18 protein-coding genes and 1 riboswitch are annotated in these 18667 nt (G+C 71.3%); of the genes, 8 read left to right on the top strand and 10 right to left on the bottom strand.

The window, feature by feature from the left end; translation table 11 throughout:
* Positions 1 to 127: 127 nt before the first annotated feature.
* The 3 genes from B9W62_RS28305 to B9W62_RS28295 all read right to left on the bottom strand — a co-directional run bounded on the left by B9W62_RS28305 (position 128) and on the right by B9W62_RS28295 (position 3068).
* Positions 128 to 1171 carry a C40 family peptidase gene (locus tag B9W62_RS28305; RefSeq protein ID WP_087812147.1) on the bottom strand — a complete coding sequence of 348 codons (1044 nt, stop codon included), beginning with the start codon at positions 1169 to 1171 and terminating at the stop codon, positions 128 to 130.
* A gap of 251 nt (positions 1172 to 1422) precedes the next feature.
* The gene (locus tag B9W62_RS28300; protein WP_087809797.1) at positions 1423 to 2766 is read right to left on the bottom strand and encodes an NYN domain-containing protein; all 1344 of its coding nucleotides are present in this window, start codon (positions 2764 to 2766) and stop codon (positions 1423 to 1425) included.
* A gap of 62 nt (positions 2767 to 2828) precedes the next feature.
* Positions 2829 to 3068 (bottom strand): hypothetical protein, encoded by a 240-nt coding sequence (locus tag B9W62_RS28295; protein WP_052841425.1) that lies wholly within the window; start codon positions 3066 to 3068, stop codon positions 2829 to 2831.
* Between the two features lie 155 nt (positions 3069 to 3223).
* Here B9W62_RS28295 and B9W62_RS28290 point away from each other — a divergent pair, with 155 nt between their 5' ends.
* The 7 genes from B9W62_RS28290 (at position 3224) to B9W62_RS28260 (ending at position 9589) form a co-directional block, all read left to right on the top strand.
* The gene (locus B9W62_RS28290; RefSeq protein ID WP_087809796.1) at positions 3224 to 3994 is read left to right on the top strand and encodes a rhomboid family intramembrane serine protease; all 771 of its coding nucleotides are present in this window, start codon (positions 3224 to 3226) and stop codon (positions 3992 to 3994) included.
* A complete protein-coding gene (locus B9W62_RS28285; RefSeq protein WP_007448778.1) occupies positions 3991 to 4272 on the top strand; it encodes an Lrp/AsnC family transcriptional regulator in 282 nt (93 codons plus the stop codon). The genes B9W62_RS28290 and B9W62_RS28285 overlap by 4 nt, the downstream gene beginning before the upstream one ends.
* Before the next feature lie 141 nt (positions 4273 to 4413).
* Positions 4414 to 4710, top strand: a complete 297-nt coding sequence (locus B9W62_RS28280; RefSeq protein WP_087809795.1) for a small secreted hydrophilic protein — start codon at positions 4414 to 4416, stop codon at positions 4708 to 4710.
* Positions 4649 to 6121: a sensor histidine kinase gene (locus B9W62_RS28275; protein WP_373433709.1), complete on the top strand. Its 1473-nt coding sequence runs from the start codon at positions 4649 to 4651 to the stop codon at positions 6119 to 6121. Before B9W62_RS28280 ends, B9W62_RS28275 begins: the two co-directional genes overlap by 62 nt.
* A gap of 39 nt (positions 6122 to 6160) precedes the next feature.
* A complete protein-coding gene (locus B9W62_RS28270) occupies positions 6161 to 6826 on the top strand; it encodes a response regulator transcription factor (protein ID WP_087809794.1) in 666 nt (221 codons plus the stop codon).
* Positions 6827 to 6908: 82 nt separating this feature from the next.
* Positions 6909 to 8324 carry an SLC13 family permease gene (locus B9W62_RS28265; RefSeq protein ID WP_179235713.1) on the top strand — a complete coding sequence of 472 codons (1416 nt, stop codon included), beginning with the start codon at positions 6909 to 6911 and terminating at the stop codon, positions 8322 to 8324.
* An 11-nt stretch (positions 8325 to 8335) separates the two neighbouring features.
* Positions 8336 to 9589 carry a glycerate kinase gene (locus B9W62_RS28260; protein WP_087809793.1) on the top strand — a complete coding sequence of 418 codons (1254 nt, stop codon included), beginning with the start codon at positions 8336 to 8338 and terminating at the stop codon, positions 9587 to 9589.
* On the opposite strand, the gene B9W62_RS28255 is transcribed toward B9W62_RS28260, so the two are convergent.
* From B9W62_RS28255 to B9W62_RS28230, 6 genes are all read right to left on the bottom strand, one after another.
* The gene (locus B9W62_RS28255; protein WP_087809792.1) at positions 9511 to 10896 is read right to left on the bottom strand and encodes an aminotransferase class V-fold PLP-dependent enzyme; all 1386 of its coding nucleotides are present in this window, start codon (positions 10894 to 10896) and stop codon (positions 9511 to 9513) included. The two genes, B9W62_RS28260 and B9W62_RS28255, sit on opposite strands and share 79 nt — an antisense overlap.
* A 151-nt stretch (positions 10897 to 11047) precedes the next feature.
* Positions 11048 to 11164: riboswitch (SAM riboswitch) on the bottom strand.
* Positions 11165 to 11252: 88 nt separating this feature from the next.
* On the bottom strand, positions 11253 to 12317 hold the full coding sequence (gene trpD, locus B9W62_RS28250) for an anthranilate phosphoribosyltransferase (RefSeq protein WP_087809791.1): 1065 nt from the start codon (positions 12315 to 12317) through the stop codon (positions 11253 to 11255).
* A 131-nt stretch (positions 12318 to 12448) separates the two neighbouring features.
* Complete coding sequence (locus B9W62_RS28245; protein WP_087809790.1) at positions 12449 to 14086, bottom strand: cytochrome bc1 complex cytochrome b subunit; 1638 nt, start codon at positions 14084 to 14086, stop codon at positions 12449 to 12451.
* The gene (locus tag B9W62_RS28240) at positions 14083 to 15144 is read right to left on the bottom strand and encodes a cytochrome bc1 complex Rieske iron-sulfur subunit (RefSeq protein WP_087809789.1); all 1062 of its coding nucleotides are present in this window, start codon (positions 15142 to 15144) and stop codon (positions 14083 to 14085) included. Before B9W62_RS28240 ends, B9W62_RS28245 begins: the two co-directional genes overlap by 4 nt.
* Complete coding sequence (locus B9W62_RS28235) at positions 15141 to 15950, bottom strand: cytochrome bc1 complex diheme cytochrome c subunit (protein WP_087809788.1); 810 nt, start codon at positions 15948 to 15950, stop codon at positions 15141 to 15143. The genes B9W62_RS28240 and B9W62_RS28235 overlap by 4 nt, the downstream gene beginning before the upstream one ends.
* Positions 15951 to 16024: 74 nt before the next feature.
* Positions 16025 to 16645, bottom strand: coding sequence for an aa3-type cytochrome oxidase subunit III (locus tag B9W62_RS28230; RefSeq protein WP_003976664.1), 621 nt, complete (start codon positions 16643 to 16645; stop codon positions 16025 to 16027).
* Between the two features lie 198 nt (positions 16646 to 16843).
* On the opposite strand from B9W62_RS28230, the gene B9W62_RS28225 reads away from it, so the two are divergent.
* Complete coding sequence (locus B9W62_RS28225; protein WP_087809787.1) at positions 16844 to 17245, top strand: response regulator; 402 nt, start codon at positions 16844 to 16846, stop codon at positions 17243 to 17245.
* Positions 17246 to 17332: 87 nt separating this feature from the next.
* Here B9W62_RS28225 and B9W62_RS28220 read toward each other — a convergent pair whose 3' ends face one another.
* Positions 17333 to 18607 carry a L,D-transpeptidase gene (locus B9W62_RS28220; protein WP_087809786.1) on the bottom strand — a complete coding sequence of 425 codons (1275 nt, stop codon included), beginning with the start codon at positions 18605 to 18607 and terminating at the stop codon, positions 17333 to 17335.
* Positions 18608 to 18667 lie beyond the last annotated feature (60 nt).

Genomic DNA, 18667 nt, shown 5'->3' with positions numbered 1-18667 from the left:
GCGCAACACGGCGCCCCGCCGCTGACGCAGGTCACCGGCGGGGCGGGGGGTCACAGGGCCCGGACGTGATTCGCCCGAACGGGCGGCACGGCGGGGGTGACTTCGGGTGGTGCGGAGGGCGCCGGGATCAGACCCGGACGCCGAACATGAACGGGCCGCCGATGGTGCCCATCGACTCGTAGCGGACGTTCGTGCCGGTGCGCGGCGCGTGCAGGACCTGGCCGTTGCCGGCGTAGAGGCCGACGTGGTGCAGGTCGCTGAAGAAGAAGACGAGGTCGCCGACCTGGAGGTCGCTCATCGAGGAGATGCGCGTGCCGTAGTTGGCCTGCGCCTGGGAGGTGCGCGGAATGCCGACGCCGGCCTGCGCGTACGCCCAGGAGGTCAGGCCCGAGCAGTCGAAGGAGGACGGGCCGGTGGCGCCGTAGACGTACGGCGTGCCTATCTTGCCCTGGGCGGCGGCGAAGGCGGCGCCCGCGCGGCCGGAGGCAGGGGTGCTCTTGCCGCCGGTGAGGACCTGGCGCTCGCTGGCGCGGTTGGAGCGCTGCTCCTCCTGCTGGAGGGCGGCCTTCTCCTGCGCGGTGAGCGTGTTGAGCAGCTTCTGCGCGGACGAGAGCTTGCCCTGGACCTGCTTCTTCTTCTTGCCCAGTTCGGTGCGGGTGGCGGAGAGGTCCTTGAGCTTCTCGGACGCCTCGGAGCGCTGCTGGGCGAGGTCGCGCTGCTTGGTCTGGATCTTCTTCAGCGCCTCGACCTGCTGACCGCTGAGCTGGTCGAGGGTGGAGGCCTTGTCCAGGTAGTTGTCCGGGTCGGCGGACAGGAAGAGCTGGAGGGAGGGGTCGATGCCGCCGGAGCGGTACTGGGCGCTGGCCATCGAACCGAGGCCGTCGCGCAGCTCGTTGAGCTCCTCCTGGCCGCGGGCGACGTTGTCCTGGAGGGTGGAGATCTCCTTCTGGAGCTTCTCCTGCTTCTCCTTGGCGCCGTTGTACTTCTCGGTGGCCTGCTCGGCCTCCTCGTAGAGCTTGTCGACCTTGGCCTTGACCTCGTCCTTGCTCGGCTTCTCGCTCGGGGCGGCGTTGGCGGCCTGGGAGCTGAGAGCGACAGCGGCGGCGGCAGCGGTGGTGAGCACGGTCACGCGCGTGCGGCTCGGCTGCTTGGGACGACGGTGGGACGCCACGGAGACGAGCTCCTTCTTGAGAGGGATCACCCGTTCGAGGGTTCGAAGGGTGACCCTAGTGACCCACTCGTGATCAGTTCAAATCCTCCGCCGAAAAATCACGGTTACGCACCGCGATTTCCGCCGCAACTCACCTGCTGTGACACCCTTCTGACGCTACGTTGCGTGACGCTTCCGTCAATTCGGGCATAGAACGCCTACGTCACGGTTGGTACGGAAGTGAAGAGAAGTGGCCGGAAGCCAACGGCAGATCAGGAAAGCCGCTTGAGGAGCACCACGGACGCCACCGGGCGTGCGCCCGCGCGCGCCACGCCGTCGGCGACCTCGCGGTCGGTGGAGACGACGATGACCGGCCGGCCCGGCGGCTCGGCCCGCACCAGCTGGCGGATCAGCTCGTCGGCGGTGACGCCGGGCTTGGAGAACAGCACCCGTACCCCGCGCGGCGGCGCGAGCAGCACCGGCGCCACGAGTTCGGCCCCGTCGAAGACGCAGGTCATCTCGGCGCCGGTCTGCGCGGCCAGCTGGGAGAGCTGGCCGAGCAGCCGCAGCCGCTGCTTCTCCAGCGGCATCTGCGGATAGCCGGTCTTGGTGACGTTGTAGCCGTCGACGACCAGGTGCGCCTGCGGCAGCGCCAGCAGCTGGTCGAGGATCGCCGGGTCGTTCTCGGACAGGGCCCGGTTGGCGATGTCCTTCGGCGTCATCCGGCCGGGCTCGACCGCGTCCACGGTCTCGGCGGGCCGCACGGACACCGGGGGCAGCGCCAGCTCGCGGCGCAGCCCCTGGGTGGCGTCGAGGAGGGTGTCCAGGAGCAGCCGTACGCGCATGTCCTCGACGCTGCGCCCCTCGCGGGCGGCCTTGCGGGTGGCCTCCAGGGCCGCCTCGGCCTCCCCCAGGCGGGTCTTGAGCCGCCGGGTCTCGCTCTCGGCGGCGGACACCTGGGTCTGCCCCTCGGCCCGTACCGCGTCCAGCTCGGCCTGGACCTTGCGCAGCGCCGCCTCGCCGCGCTTGACGTCGCTGAGGGCGGAGCGCAGCTTGCGGTGCAGCGCCTCGGCCTCCCGCTTCGCCGCGTCCAGCTCGGTGCGCAGCCGCTCGGTCTCGGTCCTGGTGTGCTCCCGGGCCCGGGCCAGCTCCTCGTGCAGCCGCTCCAGCTCCGCCCGGTTCTCCTCGCCGGCGCGCTCGGCGTCCGCGCGCTGCGCCTCCTCGCCGGCGGCGGTGACCAGTTTCACCCAGCCGTGCGGGCGCAGCACGTAGGCCGCGGCGGCCACGTCGAGCGGGTCGGCGGCCGGGAGCGCGGACCCGGCGTCCAGGGCCTCGGCCAGCTCGGGCTGGGTGTCGCGGAACTTCTCGCCGATGCGCTGGCGGAAGAGCGGGTCGGTCTCCACGGCGGCGGCCATGGCGTTGCCGGCGAACTTGGCCCGGCGGTTCGGGGCGAACCTGGCGTACTGCCTGAGCTGCGCGGGCAGCTCGCCGAGGGTGAGTGAGCCGAAGCCGTCGGACACGATCTGCACGACCCGGCGGCGCACGCCGTCGGGCAGCGGGCGGTCGAGCACCTCAGCGGCGCCGTCGCCCGGCCCCCCGCCGTGTGTCTCCACCATCCGTCACCCCAATGTCTCAGGGCGATCCCGGGCCGGAATCGCCTTGTGCGGGGCCGCTCCGCTCAGGAGGCGGCACCCGGCCTGTCCACGAGTTCCACCTGGTCCACGGCGTTGCACCAGCGGCACCGCACCGACTCGATGGTCTCACTGAGCACCTCGCGCTCCTCCACCGTCGGCTCGCCGGCCAGATCGAGGTGCACGTACTCGACGACCTTCGAGGCCCGGGTCACGTCGAAGCGGGTGAGGTTGCCGCAGAGGGTGCAGCGCCACCGCGTCGTGTCGGTCGGCAGGGGAACCGTCATCGTGGCTGTTCACTCTCTTCCAGTGTCGGTGACGCGCCGGGCTCCCCGGGGCGTGTGGCACGTAACCCTACGGCCTGGCGGGTACCCGACGCCCGCGTGTCCACGGCGGCGAGGCGCTATGAGCCCTCGCGCCCGTTACGTCATGCTCTGTGTCCATGATCCGCAACTGGAGCAAGGCGGTCCGCAGAACGGTCACGACGGCCCGGGCGCTCGTCCCCGCCCGCTCGTCGCGACGCCGGGCGGCGCCGGTGACGTACACGCTGATCACGCTGTGCTGCCTGCTGTTCCTGATCAGCCCGGCGGCGGGCCTGAACCCGGTGTACGGCACCGGGGAGGAGCTGCTCGCGGCGCAGCGCGCCTACTTCCGGCGCTGGGGCGTGATCCCCGCAGAACTGTTCGAGGACTCCCCCGGATCGGCGCTCACCCCGGCCACGGCGCTGTTCGTGCACGGCAGCTGGGTGCACCTGCTGGGCAACATGCTCTTCCTCTACGTCTTCGGCGCGATGACCGAGGAACGGATGGGCCGGCTCCAGTTCGCCCTGTTCTACCTCGGCTGCGGCTACCTGGCCCTGGTGGGCTACGCGGGCGCCAACGCCCACTCCCAGGAGTCCCTGGTCGGCGCCTCGGGGGCGATCTCCGCGGTCCTCGGCGCGTTCCTGTTCCTCTTCCCGCGGGCCCGGGTGACCAGCCTGCTGCCCTTCCTCTTCTTCCTGCCGCTGCGCTTCCCGGCCTGGGTCGTGCTGCCGTTCTGGGTTTCCCTTCAGTGGCTGGCCGCCGGGCGGGCCGGAGACGGGCCGGGGGTGGCGTACCTGGCGCATCTGGTGGGCTTCGGCCTGGGCTTCGCCTTCGCCTGGGTGCGGTTCGGACGTACGACTAGAGTTGGTGGCGTTCCAGTGGCGGCGCCCGAGGGAGAGAACCAGCCGTGATCAGCGCGATCGTCCTCATCAAGACCAGCGTGGACCGCATTCCCGAGATCGCGGAGCAGATCGCCGCGCTGGAGAGCGTCAGCGAGGTCTTCTCCGTCACCGGCACCTACGACCTGATCGCCATGGTGCGGGTGAGCAAGCACGAGGACCTGGCCGACGTCATCCCCGGCCGGATCAGCAAGATCCCGGGCGTCGAGGGCACCGACACCCACGTGGCCTTCCGCACCTACTCCCAGCACGACCTGGAGGCGGCCTTCGCCATCGGCCTGGACAACTGAGACGCGCCCCAAAGGGGCGCGGGGAACTGCGCGACCAGCCACGACGGACCCGCACTGATCCGACAACGGGCAGATGCAGATGAAGGCTTCTTCATCCAGGGCTCATCCGGCCCACCGGATACCCCGCGCAGAATCCACCGCATGGTCTTCTCCCGCCGGATGGCGGCCCTCGCGGCCGTCGTCCTGATCCCCCTCGGCATCGCCGCGACCAGCTTCGCCCTGACCGACAGCCCGCAGGAGCCCAAGGTCCCGGCCAAGGTGGAGCTGGAGAGCGGCTCCCCCACCCCGGCGCCGACCTCCTCCTCGCCCGAGCCGACGCCCAGCGATCAGGTGGTGACACGGCCGCCGGTCACCGACGGCCCTTCGGATGACGACGATGACGACGACCGCGGCGGGGACACCGACGACGGCCCCGGAGACGGAGCGGGCGACGGGTGAGCGCGAGCGCCGCCGGGTCTCGGCCCGGGTCCGCATCCTGCTGTGGCTGCTGCTCGTGATGGCGGTCGCGCTGGCCTCGGTGGCGGCGACCACCCGGTCGATCCTGCTGCGCGACACCGACCAGCGGATCAACGGCCTGCTCGCGCAGGAGGCCGGCGAGTTCGCCAACTTCGAGGAGCAGGGCTTCGACCCGGAGACGGGCCGCCCGTTCACCGACCCGGGGCGGCTGCTGCGGGTCTTCCTGGAGCGGCAGTACGCCGACCTGGACGAGGAACTGGTCGGGCTGGTCGGCGAGGTGGGCAGCCGGCCCACGCAGATCATCCAGCAGCGCGAGATCCCGGTCGGCCGGCCCCTGCACGAGGACGCCGACGCCCGGCGCCGCATCTACGCCTCCCCCGACTCCTCCGGCACCCTGGACCGGCCCGAGGGCGAGATCCGCTGGGCCAAGGTCACCGTGGCCCGCTACGGCGGCGAACCGGCGGCCGCGTTCGTGGTCGCCTTCCACCCGGGGCGCGAACAGGCCCGCGCGGACGAGGTGTTCCGCGTCCTGCTCGCCATCTCCGGCGTCGCCCTGCTGATGACGACCGGCATCGCCTGGGTGGTGGCGGGCCGCATCCTGAAACCGGTGCGGCTGGTGCGCACGACCGCGGCCCAGCTCACCGAGCAGGACCTGACCCGGCGCATCCCGGTGCACGGCCACGACGACGTGGCGGCCCTCGCCGAGACGTTCAACGCCATGCTGGACCGGCTGGAGCGCGCCTTCGCCACCCAGCGCCGGTTCGTCGACGACGCGGGCCACGAACTGCGCACCCCGATCACCATCGTGCGCGGCCACCTGGAGCTGATGGGCGACGATCCGGCCGAGCGCGAGGAGACCGTCCGCCTCGTCACCGACGAACTGGACCGGATGAGCCGCATCGTCGAGGACCTGCTGCTGCTCGCCAAGGCCGAACGCCCGGACTTCGTCACCCCCGAGCCGGTGCAGCTGGCCGAACTCACCGCCGACGTCTACGTCAAGGCCCGCACCCTCGGCGACCGGGAGTGGGTGCTGGACTCGGTCGCCGACCGGGAGGCCCTCCTCGACCCGCAGCGGATCACCCAGGCCATGGTGCAGCTCGCGCAGAACGCCGTGCAGCACACCACGGCCGGCCAGCGGGTCCGCATAGGCTCCCGCGCCGACGGTGCGCGCATCGAGCTGTACGTCGCCGACTCGGGACCCGGCGTCCAGCCGCAGGACGCCGAGGTGATCTTCGAACGGTTCCGGCGCGGCACGGCCCGGCGCGGGGTGCGCGGCACGGGCGCCGGGCTCGGGCTGTCGATCGTGCGGGCGATCGCCGTGGGCCACGGCGGCCGGGTCGACCTGCGCACCACCGAGGGCGGCGGCGCCACCTTCGTCCTCACCCTGGACTGAACCCCCGGAGCTGCACCGAACCCCGAAGAAGAGGCTTCCATGAACCGCATCCTCATCGTCGAGGACGAGGAGCGCATCGCCTCCTTCGTCGAGAAGGGCCTGCGCGCCAACGGCTTCACCACCACCGCGGTCGCCGACGGCGACGCCGCCTACGAGTACGCCCTCACCGGCGGCTTCGACCTCGTCGTCCTGGACATCGGGCTGCCCGGCCGGGACGGCTTCACGGTCCTGCGGGAGCTGCGTGAGGCCCGGGTGACCACCCCCGTCATCGTGCTGACCGCCCGGGACTCGGTACGGGACACGGTGGCCGGCCTGGAGGGCGGCGCCGACGACTGGATGACCAAGCCGTTCCGCTTCGAGGAACTGCTGGCCCGGGTGCGGCTGCGCCTGCGCACGGCGGCCAGGGCGCCGGAGGTGACGGTGCTGAAGTCGGGGTCGCTCAGCCTCGACCTGCGCACCCGCCGGGCCCGGGCCGAGGGCCGCACGGTGGACCTGACGGCACGTGAGTTCGTGCTGCTCGAGCTGTTCCTGCGCCACCCGGGGCAGGTACTGTCCCGCGAGCAGATCCTGTCGCACGTGTGGGGCTACGACTTCGACCCGGGCTCCAACATCGTGGACGTGTACGTGCGGGCCCTGCGCAAGAAGCTGGGCGCCCAGCAGGTGGAGACGGTGCGCGGGATGGGGTACCGGCTGCCGACCTGGTGAGGCCCGCGTCCGGCCCGGTCCGGTGAAGTTTCCTTCATGTGACCCTCATTGAGGGCTCACCGCCCCCGTGGACGCTCGAGGCGTGACGTTGAACCTCCGCCTCGCGGCGGCCCTGTGCGCGGCGCTGTCCCTGTGCGCGCTGCTGGCGATCCCCGCCAACTTCCCCGCCCTGGGCGGCGACGCGCGCCTGACCCTCGCCGTGTTCGCGCTGGCCACCTGCGCCTGGATCGGTACGCCGATCGACGACACGTACATCGCGCTGGGGGCCGGACTGGCCCTCACCGCGACCGGCGTCATCAGCAGCGACACCCTCTTCGGCACCCTCGGTGAGGACACGGTGTGGCTGCTGATCTGCGCCTTCGTACTGGCGGCCGCGGTCGCCCGGACGGGGCTCGCGGGGCGGGCCGCGGCGTTCCTGGTGGGCGGGGCGCGCACGGTGCGGCAGTTGGTGCACCTGACGACGGCCGCGCTGGTCGTCACGGCCTTCGCGGTGCCGGCCACCTCGGGCCGGGCGGCGCTCGCGCTGCCGGTGTTCCTCGCCCTCGCCAAGGCGCTCGCCGAGCGGAAGCGACTGGTCGTGATGCTGGCACTGCTGTTCCCGACCGTGATCCTGCTGTCGGCGGTGGCGACCCTGATCGGTGCCGGTGCGCATCTGATCACGGTGTCGGTGCTGTGGGAGGCGACCGGGGACCGGATCGGGTTCACCCAGTGGCTGCTGCTCGGCCTGCCGCTGGCGGTCGCCTCCTCCCACCTCGCCGCCGAGACGGTCCTGCTGACGACCACGCGGCGCGCGGACCGCGCGGGCCCCGTCCGCATCACCGCCGAGGAGATACAGCGGCACAGCGAGAGCCCGGTCACCGGCGCGTGGACGCAGGCGGAGAAGCGCTGCGCGCTGCTGCTGGCCACGGTGGTGGCCCTGTGGTGCAGCGAGCCCCTGCACCGGGTCTCCCCCGCCGTGGTGGCGCTGATCGGCGCGGTCGTCGCCTCCTCCCCCGCGCTGGGCACCGTACGGCTCAAGGACGCGCTGAAGACCGTCCCGTGGTCGCTGCTGCTGTTCATGGCGGCCACGATGGCGATGGGCGTCGCGCTGGCCGACTCCGGTGCGGCGAGGTGGCTGGTGTCGGGCCTGCCCGCGGACGTCGCCCCGGGGGTCTTCCTCGGCGTGGTGGTCGCGGTGAGCACGGCGGCCCACCTCGTCCTCCAGTCCCGCTCGGCCCGCTCCTCCGTCCTGGTCCCACTGGTGATCGCGGCGGCCGTCGGCGCCGGGGTCAACCCGGTCGCCGCCGCGCTCGCGTCGACCGCGGCGGCCGGGTTCTGCCACACCCTCCCGGCCTCCGCCAAGCCGGTCACGCTGTTCTCCGACGTCCCCGGCGTCCCCACCTACACCCCGCGCGACCTGCTGCGGCTGTCCGCCGTCCTGGCCCCGCTGTCCGCCCTGCTCGTGCTGTTCTTCGCCGCCGCGGTCTGGCCGCTGCTCGGCGTGCCCGTGACCCGCTGAAGGAGCCGTCCGTGTCTTCTCCGTCCTGTGTACTCAACCGTGTCGTCGTCGCCCCCAGCGGCTTCAAGGAGTCCCTGTCCGCCCAGGCCGCCGCCGACGCCATCGCGGCGGGCGTCCGCCGGGTGCTGCCGGACGCCGAGATCGACCGGATCCCCCTGGTCGACGGCGGCGAGGGCACCGCCGTCGCGCTGGCGTCGGCGACCGGCGGACGGCTGGTCGCGCTCGCCGCCACCGGTCCGGTCGGCGACCGGATCGGCACCCACTTCGCCCTGCTCGGCGCCCGGGACACGGCGGTGGTGGAGATGGCGGCCGTGGCCGGCCTGTCCCTGGTGCCCCGCGCCCTGCGCGACCCGGGCGTCACCACCACGTACGGCGTCGGCGAGCTGCTCCGCGCCGCGCTCGACACCGGGGTGCGGCGCGTCCTGGTCGGCTGCGGCGACTCGGGCACCTCCGACGGGGGCGCGGGCGCGCTCCAGGCGCTCGGGGCCCGGCTGCTGGACGCGGACGGCTTCGAACTGGGCCCCGGCGGACGGGAGCTGAACCGCCTGGTCCGCATCGACGCGTCGGGGCTGGACGCCCGGCTGAAGGACACCGAGCTGCTCGTCGCCTGCAACCCGTACAACGTGCTGTGCGGACCGCGGGGCGTGGCCCGGGTGTTCGGACCGCAGAAGGGGGCGACGCCCGCGCAGGTCGAGGAGTTGTCGGCCGGGCTGGAGAACTGGGCGCGCGTCCTCACCCGCGACCTCGGCACCGTCGGCACCGACCTGCGGACGGGCCCGGGCACCGGCGCCTCCGGCGGTCTCGGCGCGGGGCTCGCCGCCGTCGGCGCGCGGCTGCTGCCCCGCTTCGACGTGCTCCTCGACCATGTCGACCTGGACGCCCGCCTCGCCCGCGCCGACCTGGTCCTCACCGCCGAGGGCGCCCTGGACCACCAGACGCCGCGCGGCAAGGTCCCGGCCGAGGTGGCCCGCCGCGCCAAGCTCTCCGGCCGGCCCGTCCTCGCCCTGGCCGGCACCCTCGGCGAGGGCGCACACGAGGTGCCGGGGGTGGACGCCTGCCACGGGATCATGCCGGCGCCGATGGCCCTGGCGGACGCGCTGCTGCGCGCCTCCGAACTCCTCACGGACGCCACGGAGCGGGCGCTGCGGATGGTGGTGCTGGGGTCGCGGCTGCCGGGCCGGGCGGCTCAGGCGCCGGTACCCGCCGTGGCGGCGGGAGCGGCGGAGGTGGTGTCGGGCACGCAGCGCCCGTCCTCGGTGCGGTAGTTCCAGCGGGCGCCGTCGCTCACCAGTTCCCGGACGGCGCCCACGAACCGCTCGACGTGCTCGTCGGGGGTGCCCGCGCCGAAGCTGACGCGGATGGCGTTGAGGGACTTCTCGCCGGGCGACGCCTCGGGCGCCCCGCACTCGCCCTGCGCCTGCGGGTCGCTGCCGAGCAGGGTGCGCAGCAGCGGGTGGGCGCAGAACAGGCCGTCGCGCACGCCGATGCCGTACTCGGCGGAGAGCGCGGCGGCGAAGTGCGAGCTGTTCCAGCCCTCGACGACGAAGGACAGCACCCCGACGCGCGGCGCGTCGTCCCCGAAGAGGGACAGGACGCGCACCTCGGGCACCTCGGCGAGGCCCTCGCGCACCTTCCGGATCAGGTACTCCTCGCGGGCGACCAGCGAGTCGAACCCGGCCTCGGTGAGCGCCTTGCAGGCGGAGGCGATCGCATAGGCGCCGATGACGTTGGGCGACCCGGCCTCGTGCCGTGCGGCGCTGTCGTGCCACCGCACGTCCACGCCGCCGTCCGCGCGCCGGGAGACGCTGCGGCTGGCGCCGCCGCCGGCCAGGTACGGCTCGGCCTCGCGCAGCCAGTCGGCCCGCCCGGCGAGCACGCCGGAGCCGAAGGGCGCGTACAGCTTGTGCCCGGAGAAGGCGACCCAGTCGACGTCCAGGTCGCGCACGCTCACCGGGTGGTGCGGGGCGAGCTGGGCGGCGTCCAGCACGATCCGGGCGCCGTGCGCGTGGGCGGCGGCGGCCAGTTCCCGCACCGGCCACAGCTCACCGGTGACGTTGGAGGCGCCGGTGACGCAGACCAGGGCGGGCCCGTACGGCTCGCGGGCGGCGAGGGCCCGCTCCAGGGTCTCGACGGCCTGCGCGGGCGTGCGCGGGGCGTCGAGGTAGGTCACGTCGGCGTCCCGCCAGGGCAGCAGCGAGGCATGGTGCTCGGTCTCGAAGACGAAGACCCGGCAGCCGGCGGGCAGCGCGGCGGCGAGCAGGTTCAGGGAGTCGGTGGTGGACCGGGTGAAGACCACCTGGTCCTCGTCCCGGCAGCCGAGGAACTCGGCGACGGCCTTGCGGGCGTTCTCGAACAGGTCGGTCGACAACTGCGAGAGGTACCCGGCGCCCCGGTGCACGCTGCCGTAGTACGGGGCGTAGGCGGCCACGTCGTCCCAGACCCGCTGGAGCGCGGGCGCGCTGGCGGCGTAGTCGAGCGCGGCGTAGGTGACCTCCCCGCCGGTGACGAGCGGCACGGTGACGTCCCGGCCGAGGACGGGCAGCGGGGTGGCGACAGCGGTGGGTACGGACATGGCGGACTCCCGTGAGGACCAGCGCGCGGCGGGGCGCTGTGAAAGTGAAGAGAAGAAGGGTGCGTGCGGAGGCGGGGCTCTGCGGCCCTATCGCATTCGCTGGTTCACGGAAGACTCCCTCGGACGACCCAGGACCCCTGGTTCCGCGAGGGGTCCGCGCTTGCCGTGGACCTTGCTGTCCACGACCTGGTCTTCACCCGGGGCACCCCGCCACGGACGGAGGGTTGCCGGACAGTCGGCCGGGGCCTCATGACTGTCACTCATGACCTGTCGAAAAACCTAGGGGAAAAGATCGGCGTCCCGCAACCCGGGTCCGGATCGCGGGACGCACGTCACAGGTACGGCCGTACTGCCGCTCAGCCGTTGCTGACGGCCACCCAGCGCTCCAGCACCCGCCGGGCCGCCCCGGAGTCGATCGCCTCGGCCGCCCGGTCCATGCCGGCCCGCAGCTGCGCCGCCAGGGGCTCCGCGCCGGGGTTCAGGGCCACCAGGGCCGCGGCCGAGTTCAGCAGGACGGCGTCCCGCACCGGGCCGGTCTCGCCGGCCAGCAGGCGGCGGGCGACGTCTGCGTTGTAGGAGGCGTCGGCGCCGCGCAGCGCCTCGACCGGCACCAGCTCGAGGCCGACGTCCCGCGGGTCGAAGGTCTCTTCGGTGACCCGGCCGTCGCGCACCGTCCACACCCGGGACGTGGCGGTGGTGGTCAGCTCGTCGAGACCGTCGTCGCCGCGGAAGACCAGCGACGAGTGGCCGCGCTCGGCGAAGACACCGGCGATGATCGGCGCCATCCGGGCGTGCGCCACCCCGATCGCCTGGGCCTTCACCCGGGCGGGGTTGGTCAGCGGGCCCAGGAAGTTGAACACCGTGCGGATGCCGAGCTGACCGCGGGCCGCCGCCACATGGCGCAGCGCCGGGTGGAACTTCACGGCGAAGCAGAAGGTGATGCCGGCTTCCTCGGCGACCTCCGCCACCCGCTTCGGCGTCAGCTCCAGATTGACGCCGAGCTTCTCCAGGACGTCGGAGGCCCCGGACGCCGAGGAGGCGGCCCGGTTGCCGTGCTTGACGACCTTGGCGCCCGTGCCGGCCACGACGATCGCGGACATGGTGGAGATGTTGACGGTCTTGGCGCCGTCGCCGCCGGTGCCGACGATGTCGACGGTCTCCCCCGGCACCTCGATCACGTTGGCGTGCTCGTACATGGTGCGGACCAGCCCGGAGATCTCCTCGACCGTCTCGCCCTTGAACCGCAGACCCACCGCGAAGGCGGCGATCTGCGCGTCGGTCGCCTCGCCGCGCATGATCACGTCCAGCGCCCAGGCGGTGTCGTCCGCGCTCAGGTCGCGGCCGTCCAGCAGTTTGTTCAGCAGGGCGGGCCAGGAGCGGTCCGCCGTGGTGTCGCCTCCAGCGGGGGTCACAGCGCTCATAGCCGCTCCTGAATCGTGTGTGTCGTCGACGGGGATCGTGCTCCCACCCTATCCAGCCGCGGGCACGGCGAAGGGCCCCGTCCGCAGACCGGAACGGGGCCCTTCGACCGTGGTGTGGCGACGCTGGAGGGTCAGTGGTGGCCGTGGCCGCTCGTGATCTCCTTGTACTCCTCGACGGTCGGCTTCGGAATCTGCGACTCCTCGCCGTAGTACGACTCGCTGAGCTTGGCACGGAGCTTCTGCGTGCCGCGCACCTTGCGCTCGACGCCGTTCTCGTCGACCGTCGGGCCGATCTCGGCCGGCTTGTACTGCTCGTGCGCCGTGAGCGTGTGCAGCTGCTCCTGGCTGAGCGGCTCGTGCACCTCGATGAACTCACCGTGCGGCAGGCGCTTGATGATGCCGGACTCGCGTCCGTGCAGCACCTTCTCCTTGTCCCGGCGCTGGAGGCCGAGGCAGATCCGCTTGGTGGCGATGAAGGCGACGACCGGGCCGACGAAGAACGCGACGCGGACGAACCAGGTGATCGCGTTGATCGACAGGTGGAAGTGCGTGGCCCACAGGTCGTTGCCGCCACCGATCAGCAGCACGAAGTAGACGGTCAGCCAGGCGACACCGAAGGCCGTACGGGTCGGGGCGTTGCGCGGGCGGTCCAGGATGTGGTGCTCGCGCTTGTCGCCGGTGACCCAGGACTCGATGAACGGGTAGACCGCGATCGCCGCCAGGACCAGCGGGAAGATCAGCAGCGGGATGAACACGCCCAGGACGAGTGTGTGGCCCCAGAAGTTGATCTCCCAGCCGGGCATCACCCGGATCAGGCCCTCGGAGAAGCCCATGTACCAGTCCGGCTGGGCGCCGGTGGAGACCTGGTCCGGCCGGTAGGGGCCGATGGCCCAGATCGGGTTGATCGTGGCGATGGCCGACACCACGGAGATCACACCGAAGACCAGGAAGAAGAAGCCTCCGGCCTTCGCCGTGTACACCGGCAGCAGCGGCATGCCGACGACGTTCTTGTTGGTCTTGCCGGGACCCGCGAACTGCGTGTGCTTGTGGTAGAAGACCAGGATCAGGTGGCCCACCAGCAGCCCGAGCATGATGCCCGGCAGCAGCAGGATGTGGATCGAGTAGAACCGGGACACGAAGTCGTGGCCGGGGAACTCGCCGCCGAAGAGGAAGAACGAGATGTACGTGCCGACGATCGGCACGGACAGGATCGCGCCCTCCATGAAGCGGATACCGGTGCCCGAGAGCAGGTCGTCCGGGAGCGAGTAACCGGTGAAGCCGGTGAACATGCCGAGGACGAGCAGCAGGAAGCCGAACAGCCAGTTGACCTCGCGCGGCTTGCGGAACGCGCCGGTGAAGAAGACGCGCATCATGTGCACGAACATGCCGGCCAGGAAGATCAGCGCGGCCCAGTGGTGGATCTGCCGGATCAGCAGACCGCCGCGGACGTCGAAGCTGATGTCCAGAGTGGAGGCGTAGGCCTCACTCATCATCTGGCCTTGCAGCGGCACGTACGAGCCGTGGTACTCGACCTCGGCCATCGACGGGTGGAAGAACAGCGTCAGGTACACACCCGTGAGGATGATGATGATGAAGCTGTAGAGGCAGACCTCACCCAGCATGAACGACCAGTGGTCGGGGAAGATCTTGCGCATGTTGGCCTTGGCCAGGGAGTAGATCCCCAGCCGGCCGTCGGCCCAGTCGGCGACGCGCTCGCCGGCCGGTGCCTTCCCGCGCGAGCGGGACGCTTCGTTGTCTGCAGTACTCATCCGCGCTCCCAGTAAGCAGGACCGACGGGCTCTTCGAAGTCGCCGAGCGCTTCGAGGTAACCCTCGTCGTTCACGCCGATGCGCAGCTGCGGCAGGGCGTGACCGGCGGGACCGAAGATGACCCGGGCACCGTCGGCAAGGTCGAAGGTGGACTGGTGGCAGGGGCAGAGCGCGTGGTGCGTCTGCTGCTCGTACAGGGAGATCGGGCAACCGACGTGGGTGCAGATCTTCGAGTACGCCACGATGCCCTCGTGCGACCACTCGAGTTCGCGCTTGTCCTTGATGGACTCCGGCTCCAGCCGGATGATCATCAGGGCGGCCTTGGCGATCTCGTTCTGGAAGTCCTCGTCGTGCTCCTCCAGGCCCTCGGGCATGGCGAAGGTGAGCGAGCCCACCGCGACGTCGGAGGGACGCAGCGGCTCGTTGGTGTTCATGTTGACGAGGAGCTTGCCCTTGGACCACAGGGTGTGGCGGAGCTTGGTCCCGGGCAGCGGACCGAGGTCGCGCAGCAGGACGACGCCGGAGAGCGGCACCAGGGTGAGCGCGCCCAGCATCGTGTTGCGGATCAGCTTGCGGCGCCCGATCACGGACTCCTTGGCGCCCTGCTTGAAGTCCGCGTGGACCTTGGCCCGGACCTCGGGGGACGCCGAGATCGGGTGCCGCTCGTCGGCGATCTCCTCGTCGGACATCAGGGTGCGGGCCCAGTGGACCGCGCCGGCGCCGATGGCGAACAGCGCGACGCCGAGCGTCATGCCGAGCGCGAAGTTCAGCGCACTGATGTGCCCGAGCGGGAAGATGTAGACCGACTTGTCGACGTCGATCGCCACGAAGGCGGCGATGAAGGCGACGGTGGCCAGCATCGACAGCGTGAACAGCAGGGCGACCGTGCGCTCGGACCGCTTGGCGGCCCGCTCGTCGACGTCCTGGATCCGCGGCTCGTGGGGCGGCAGACCCGGGTCGGCGAACGGGTTGGTCTCGTCCGCGGGCCGGGCGGCCGCGCCGTGCGGGCGGTCCTGCTCTGCCGGGAGCTTCTCTTCTGGAATGTCTTGGCTACTCATGACTTCTTGGCCTTTGCGGTCCGAGCGGCGACCCAGACGGCGACGGCGATCAGCGCGCCCAGTCCGAACACCCAGGCGAACAGACCCTCACTGACCGGGCCGAGTCCGCCGAGGCTGAGACCACCGGGGCTCTCGGTGTCGTCACCGTTGACCGCGTCCAGGTAGGCGATGATGTCCTTCTTGTTCTGCTCCGACAGCGTGGTGTCGGGGAAGGAGGGCATGTTCTGCGGGCCGGTCTGCATGGCCTCGTAGATGTGCTTCGGGTCGACACCCTCGAGGCTCGGCGCGTACTTGCCGTGCGTCAGGGCGCCGCCCTTGCCGGTGAAGTTGTGGCACTGCGCGCAGTTGGTGCGGAACAGCTCACCGCCCTTGGCGATGTCCGCGCCCTCGGGGCCGTACTTCTCCTCCGAGGGGATGGCCGGACCGGCACCCAGCGAGGCGATGTACGCCGCGAGCTGGTCGATCTCCGCCTGGGAGTAGATGACCTTCTTCTTCGGGACCTGCGCGCCGGGCTGCTGGGCCGGCATACGGCCGGTACCCACCTGGAAGTCGACGGCCGCGGCGCCCACGCCGACCAGGCTCGGACCGTCGGTGGTGCCCTGCCCTCCGGTGCCGTGGCAACTGGCACAGCCGACGGCGTAGAGCTTCTTGCCCTCGTCGATGGCGAGGGACTGGGCGGATTCATCGGCCTGCGCCTTGCTCGCGGGTGCGAACGCGGCGTACAGCCCCCCTGTGCATGCCAGCGCGAGGAGTAGGACGACGAGGGCCGCCAGCGGATGGCGTCGTCGTGCGGAGAGCTTTTTCACGGATTACCCCGGTGTCAGGATCTTCTGCGTCGATGCTGTCGATGCTTCTGGTGTTGCGCGGGTGCGCGCCGCGACTACTTGATCAGGTAGATCGTGGCGAACAGGCCGATCCAGACCACATCGACGAAGTGCCAGTAGTAGGACACGACGATGGCGGCGGTCGCCTGCTCGTGGGTGAACCTCCGGGCCGCGTAGGTGCGGCCGAGGACCAGCAGGAAGGCGATCAGTCCGCCCGTCACGTGCAGTCCGTGGAAGCCGGTGGTCAGGTAGAACGCCGAGCCGTACGGGTCCGACGAGAGCGAGATGCCCTCGTGCTTGACCAGCTCGGTGTACTCGAACACCTGACCGCCGATGAAGATCGCACCCATCACGAAGGTGACGATGAACCACATCCGGAGCTTCTTCACGTCCCCGCGCTCGGCGGCGAACACGCCGAGCTGGCAGGTGAGGGAGGAGAGCACCAGGATCGTGGTGTTCGTCGCGGAGAACGGGATGTTCAGCGCGTCGGCCTTCTCGGACCAGAAGTCCGGGCCCGTCACCGATCGCAGGGTGAAGTACATCGCGAAGAGGGCCGCGAAGAACATCAGCTCGGAACTCAACCAGATGATGGTTCCGACGCTGGTGAGGTTCGGCCGGTTGACCGACGGGTGCGCGTGCCCGGTTTCTACTGTCGTTGCTGTCGCCACGACCGACATTATGTCGGTCGCTTATCCCGCCCTCACCCCGGGGGGTGCCGTTCGGTGTGTTCCCCCTGCTTGTACGGCCCGGATGGCCCATCGAACGGCCCGTCGAAGCCCTGCCCGAACCCGTGCTGACGGGACGTTCGAGGGAGTAGCATCCGCCCCAACGGGCTACGACAGCCTTCACCGGTCTCACCGCGTATCGGAGGAAGCATGCAGGCGACCGCCACGGTGCTGGTCTACAGCGACGACTCCAACACCCGCGAACAGGTGCGGCTCGCGACCGGCCGCCGGCCGGCTCCGGACGTGCCCGTGGTCGAGTTCGTGGAGTGCGCCACCCCGGCCGCCGTGCTCAAGGAGCTGGACAAGGGCGGGATCGACGTCTGCGTCCTGGACGGTGAGGCCGTGCCCATGGGCGGCATGGGCATGTGCCGCCAGATCAAGGACGAGGTCTTCCAGTGCCCGCCGGTGCTGCTGCTGATCGCCCGGCCGCAGGACGCGTGGCTGGCGACCTGGAGCCGGGCGGAGGCGGCGGTGACGTCGCCGGTGGAGCCGGTGGAGTTCGCGTCCGCGCTGGCCGCTTTGCTGCGGGAGAAGAGGCTGCAGGGCGTCTAGGGGCGCTTCAACTCGGGGGTGCGGGTCCTTGTGGCGAATGCCGCGCCGTCGTGGCTTGTCGCGCAGTTCCCCGCGCCCCTCAGAGCCTCACACAGCCGTTGGGCGTAGACGTGCCGTGTCCTGGTTGTTCGAAGCACCGGTGCCGCCCGTGAGGGCGCTGCCGGTGCGCCACTTCGTCCAGTCCATGTTCCAGTCGCCGAAGCCGTTGCCGAAGGGTTCCATCGTCTCGCCGCCGGAGTTGACGACCTCGACGAGGTCGCCCTCCTGGACGGTCTCGAAGAACCACTCGGCGCTGTCGGTGCTCATGCCGACGCAGCCGTGGCTGACGTTGGCGATGCCCTGGGAGCCGACGGACCAGGGGGCGGCGTGCACGTACTCGCCGCTCCAGGTCACCCGGGTGGCCCAGTAGACCGGCAGATCGTACGACTCCGAGGAGCCCTCGGCGATGCCGACGGTGCTGCTGCGCATGCGTACGAAGGATTCCTTGCCGAGGACGACCTTGACGCCGTTGCGGGTCTCGAAGCCGGGCTTGCCGGTGGTGACCGGGATCTGCCGGATCTCCTCACCGTCCTTGAAGACCGTCAGCGTGTGCGCGGCTGCGTCGGTGACGGCCACGACGCGGTCGTCGGTGGTGATCTTCAGAGGCTTCGCCCTGCCGCCCCACATCCGGTCGCCGATCTTGATGCCGTCGAGGGTGCTGCGGACCTCGACGGTGGCGTGGGCGGGCCAGTACTCCTGCGGCCGGTAGTGGAGCTTCTTGTCGTCCACCCAGTACCAGGCGCCCTGCACCGCGGGGGTGGAGTCGACCTTCAGGGCGCGCTCCACTATGGCCCGCTGCGCCGGGTCCCGGACCGGCTGGCTCAGTTCCGCCGTGATGGGCTGACCGACGCCGTACGCGCCCGCCTTGGGCCCGAAGGCGACGTCCAGGGTCTTCTTCGCGCCGGGCTTGCCGGTCTCGAAGGTGAGCACCTTGCGGCCGGGCGCGCCGTCCCCGTCCTCGGTGCTGACGCGCACCGTGTAGCTGGCGTTGGCCGCCAGCGGCGAGGTGCTGTGCCAGCGTGCGCCGTCGGCGGACAGCTCGCCCGCGACGTGGCGTCCGGCCGCGTCCATGGCCGTGACGTCCGTGATGCGCCCGTCCGCGCCCTCGGCGACCACCTCCAGGGGTTTGTCCGGGTCGGCCTTCTTCCCGGCGTCCGTGGGGCCGTTGAAGGAGATCTGGCCGGCCGCGTCGTAGGGCGTGGCGGACAGCGGGTTGGCGTCGTCGCCGAGGCAGGCGGTGCCGCTCGCGCCGAGGGCGATCACCAGCAGGGTGCAGCCGACGACCGTACGCCCCCGCGCCTGGAAGTGAACCGTGATGCTCATGGCCTCACGCTAGGGAGAGACGTCAACGGCGGCACGGTGGGTAAGCCGGAAGAGTGAGGG

Source organism: Streptomyces sp. CS113 (assembly GCF_002188365.1).
GTDB lineage: Bacteria > Actinomycetota > Actinomycetes > Streptomycetales > Streptomycetaceae > Streptomyces > Streptomyces tendae.
This window is presented reverse-complemented; position numbering and strand designations above follow the sequence as displayed.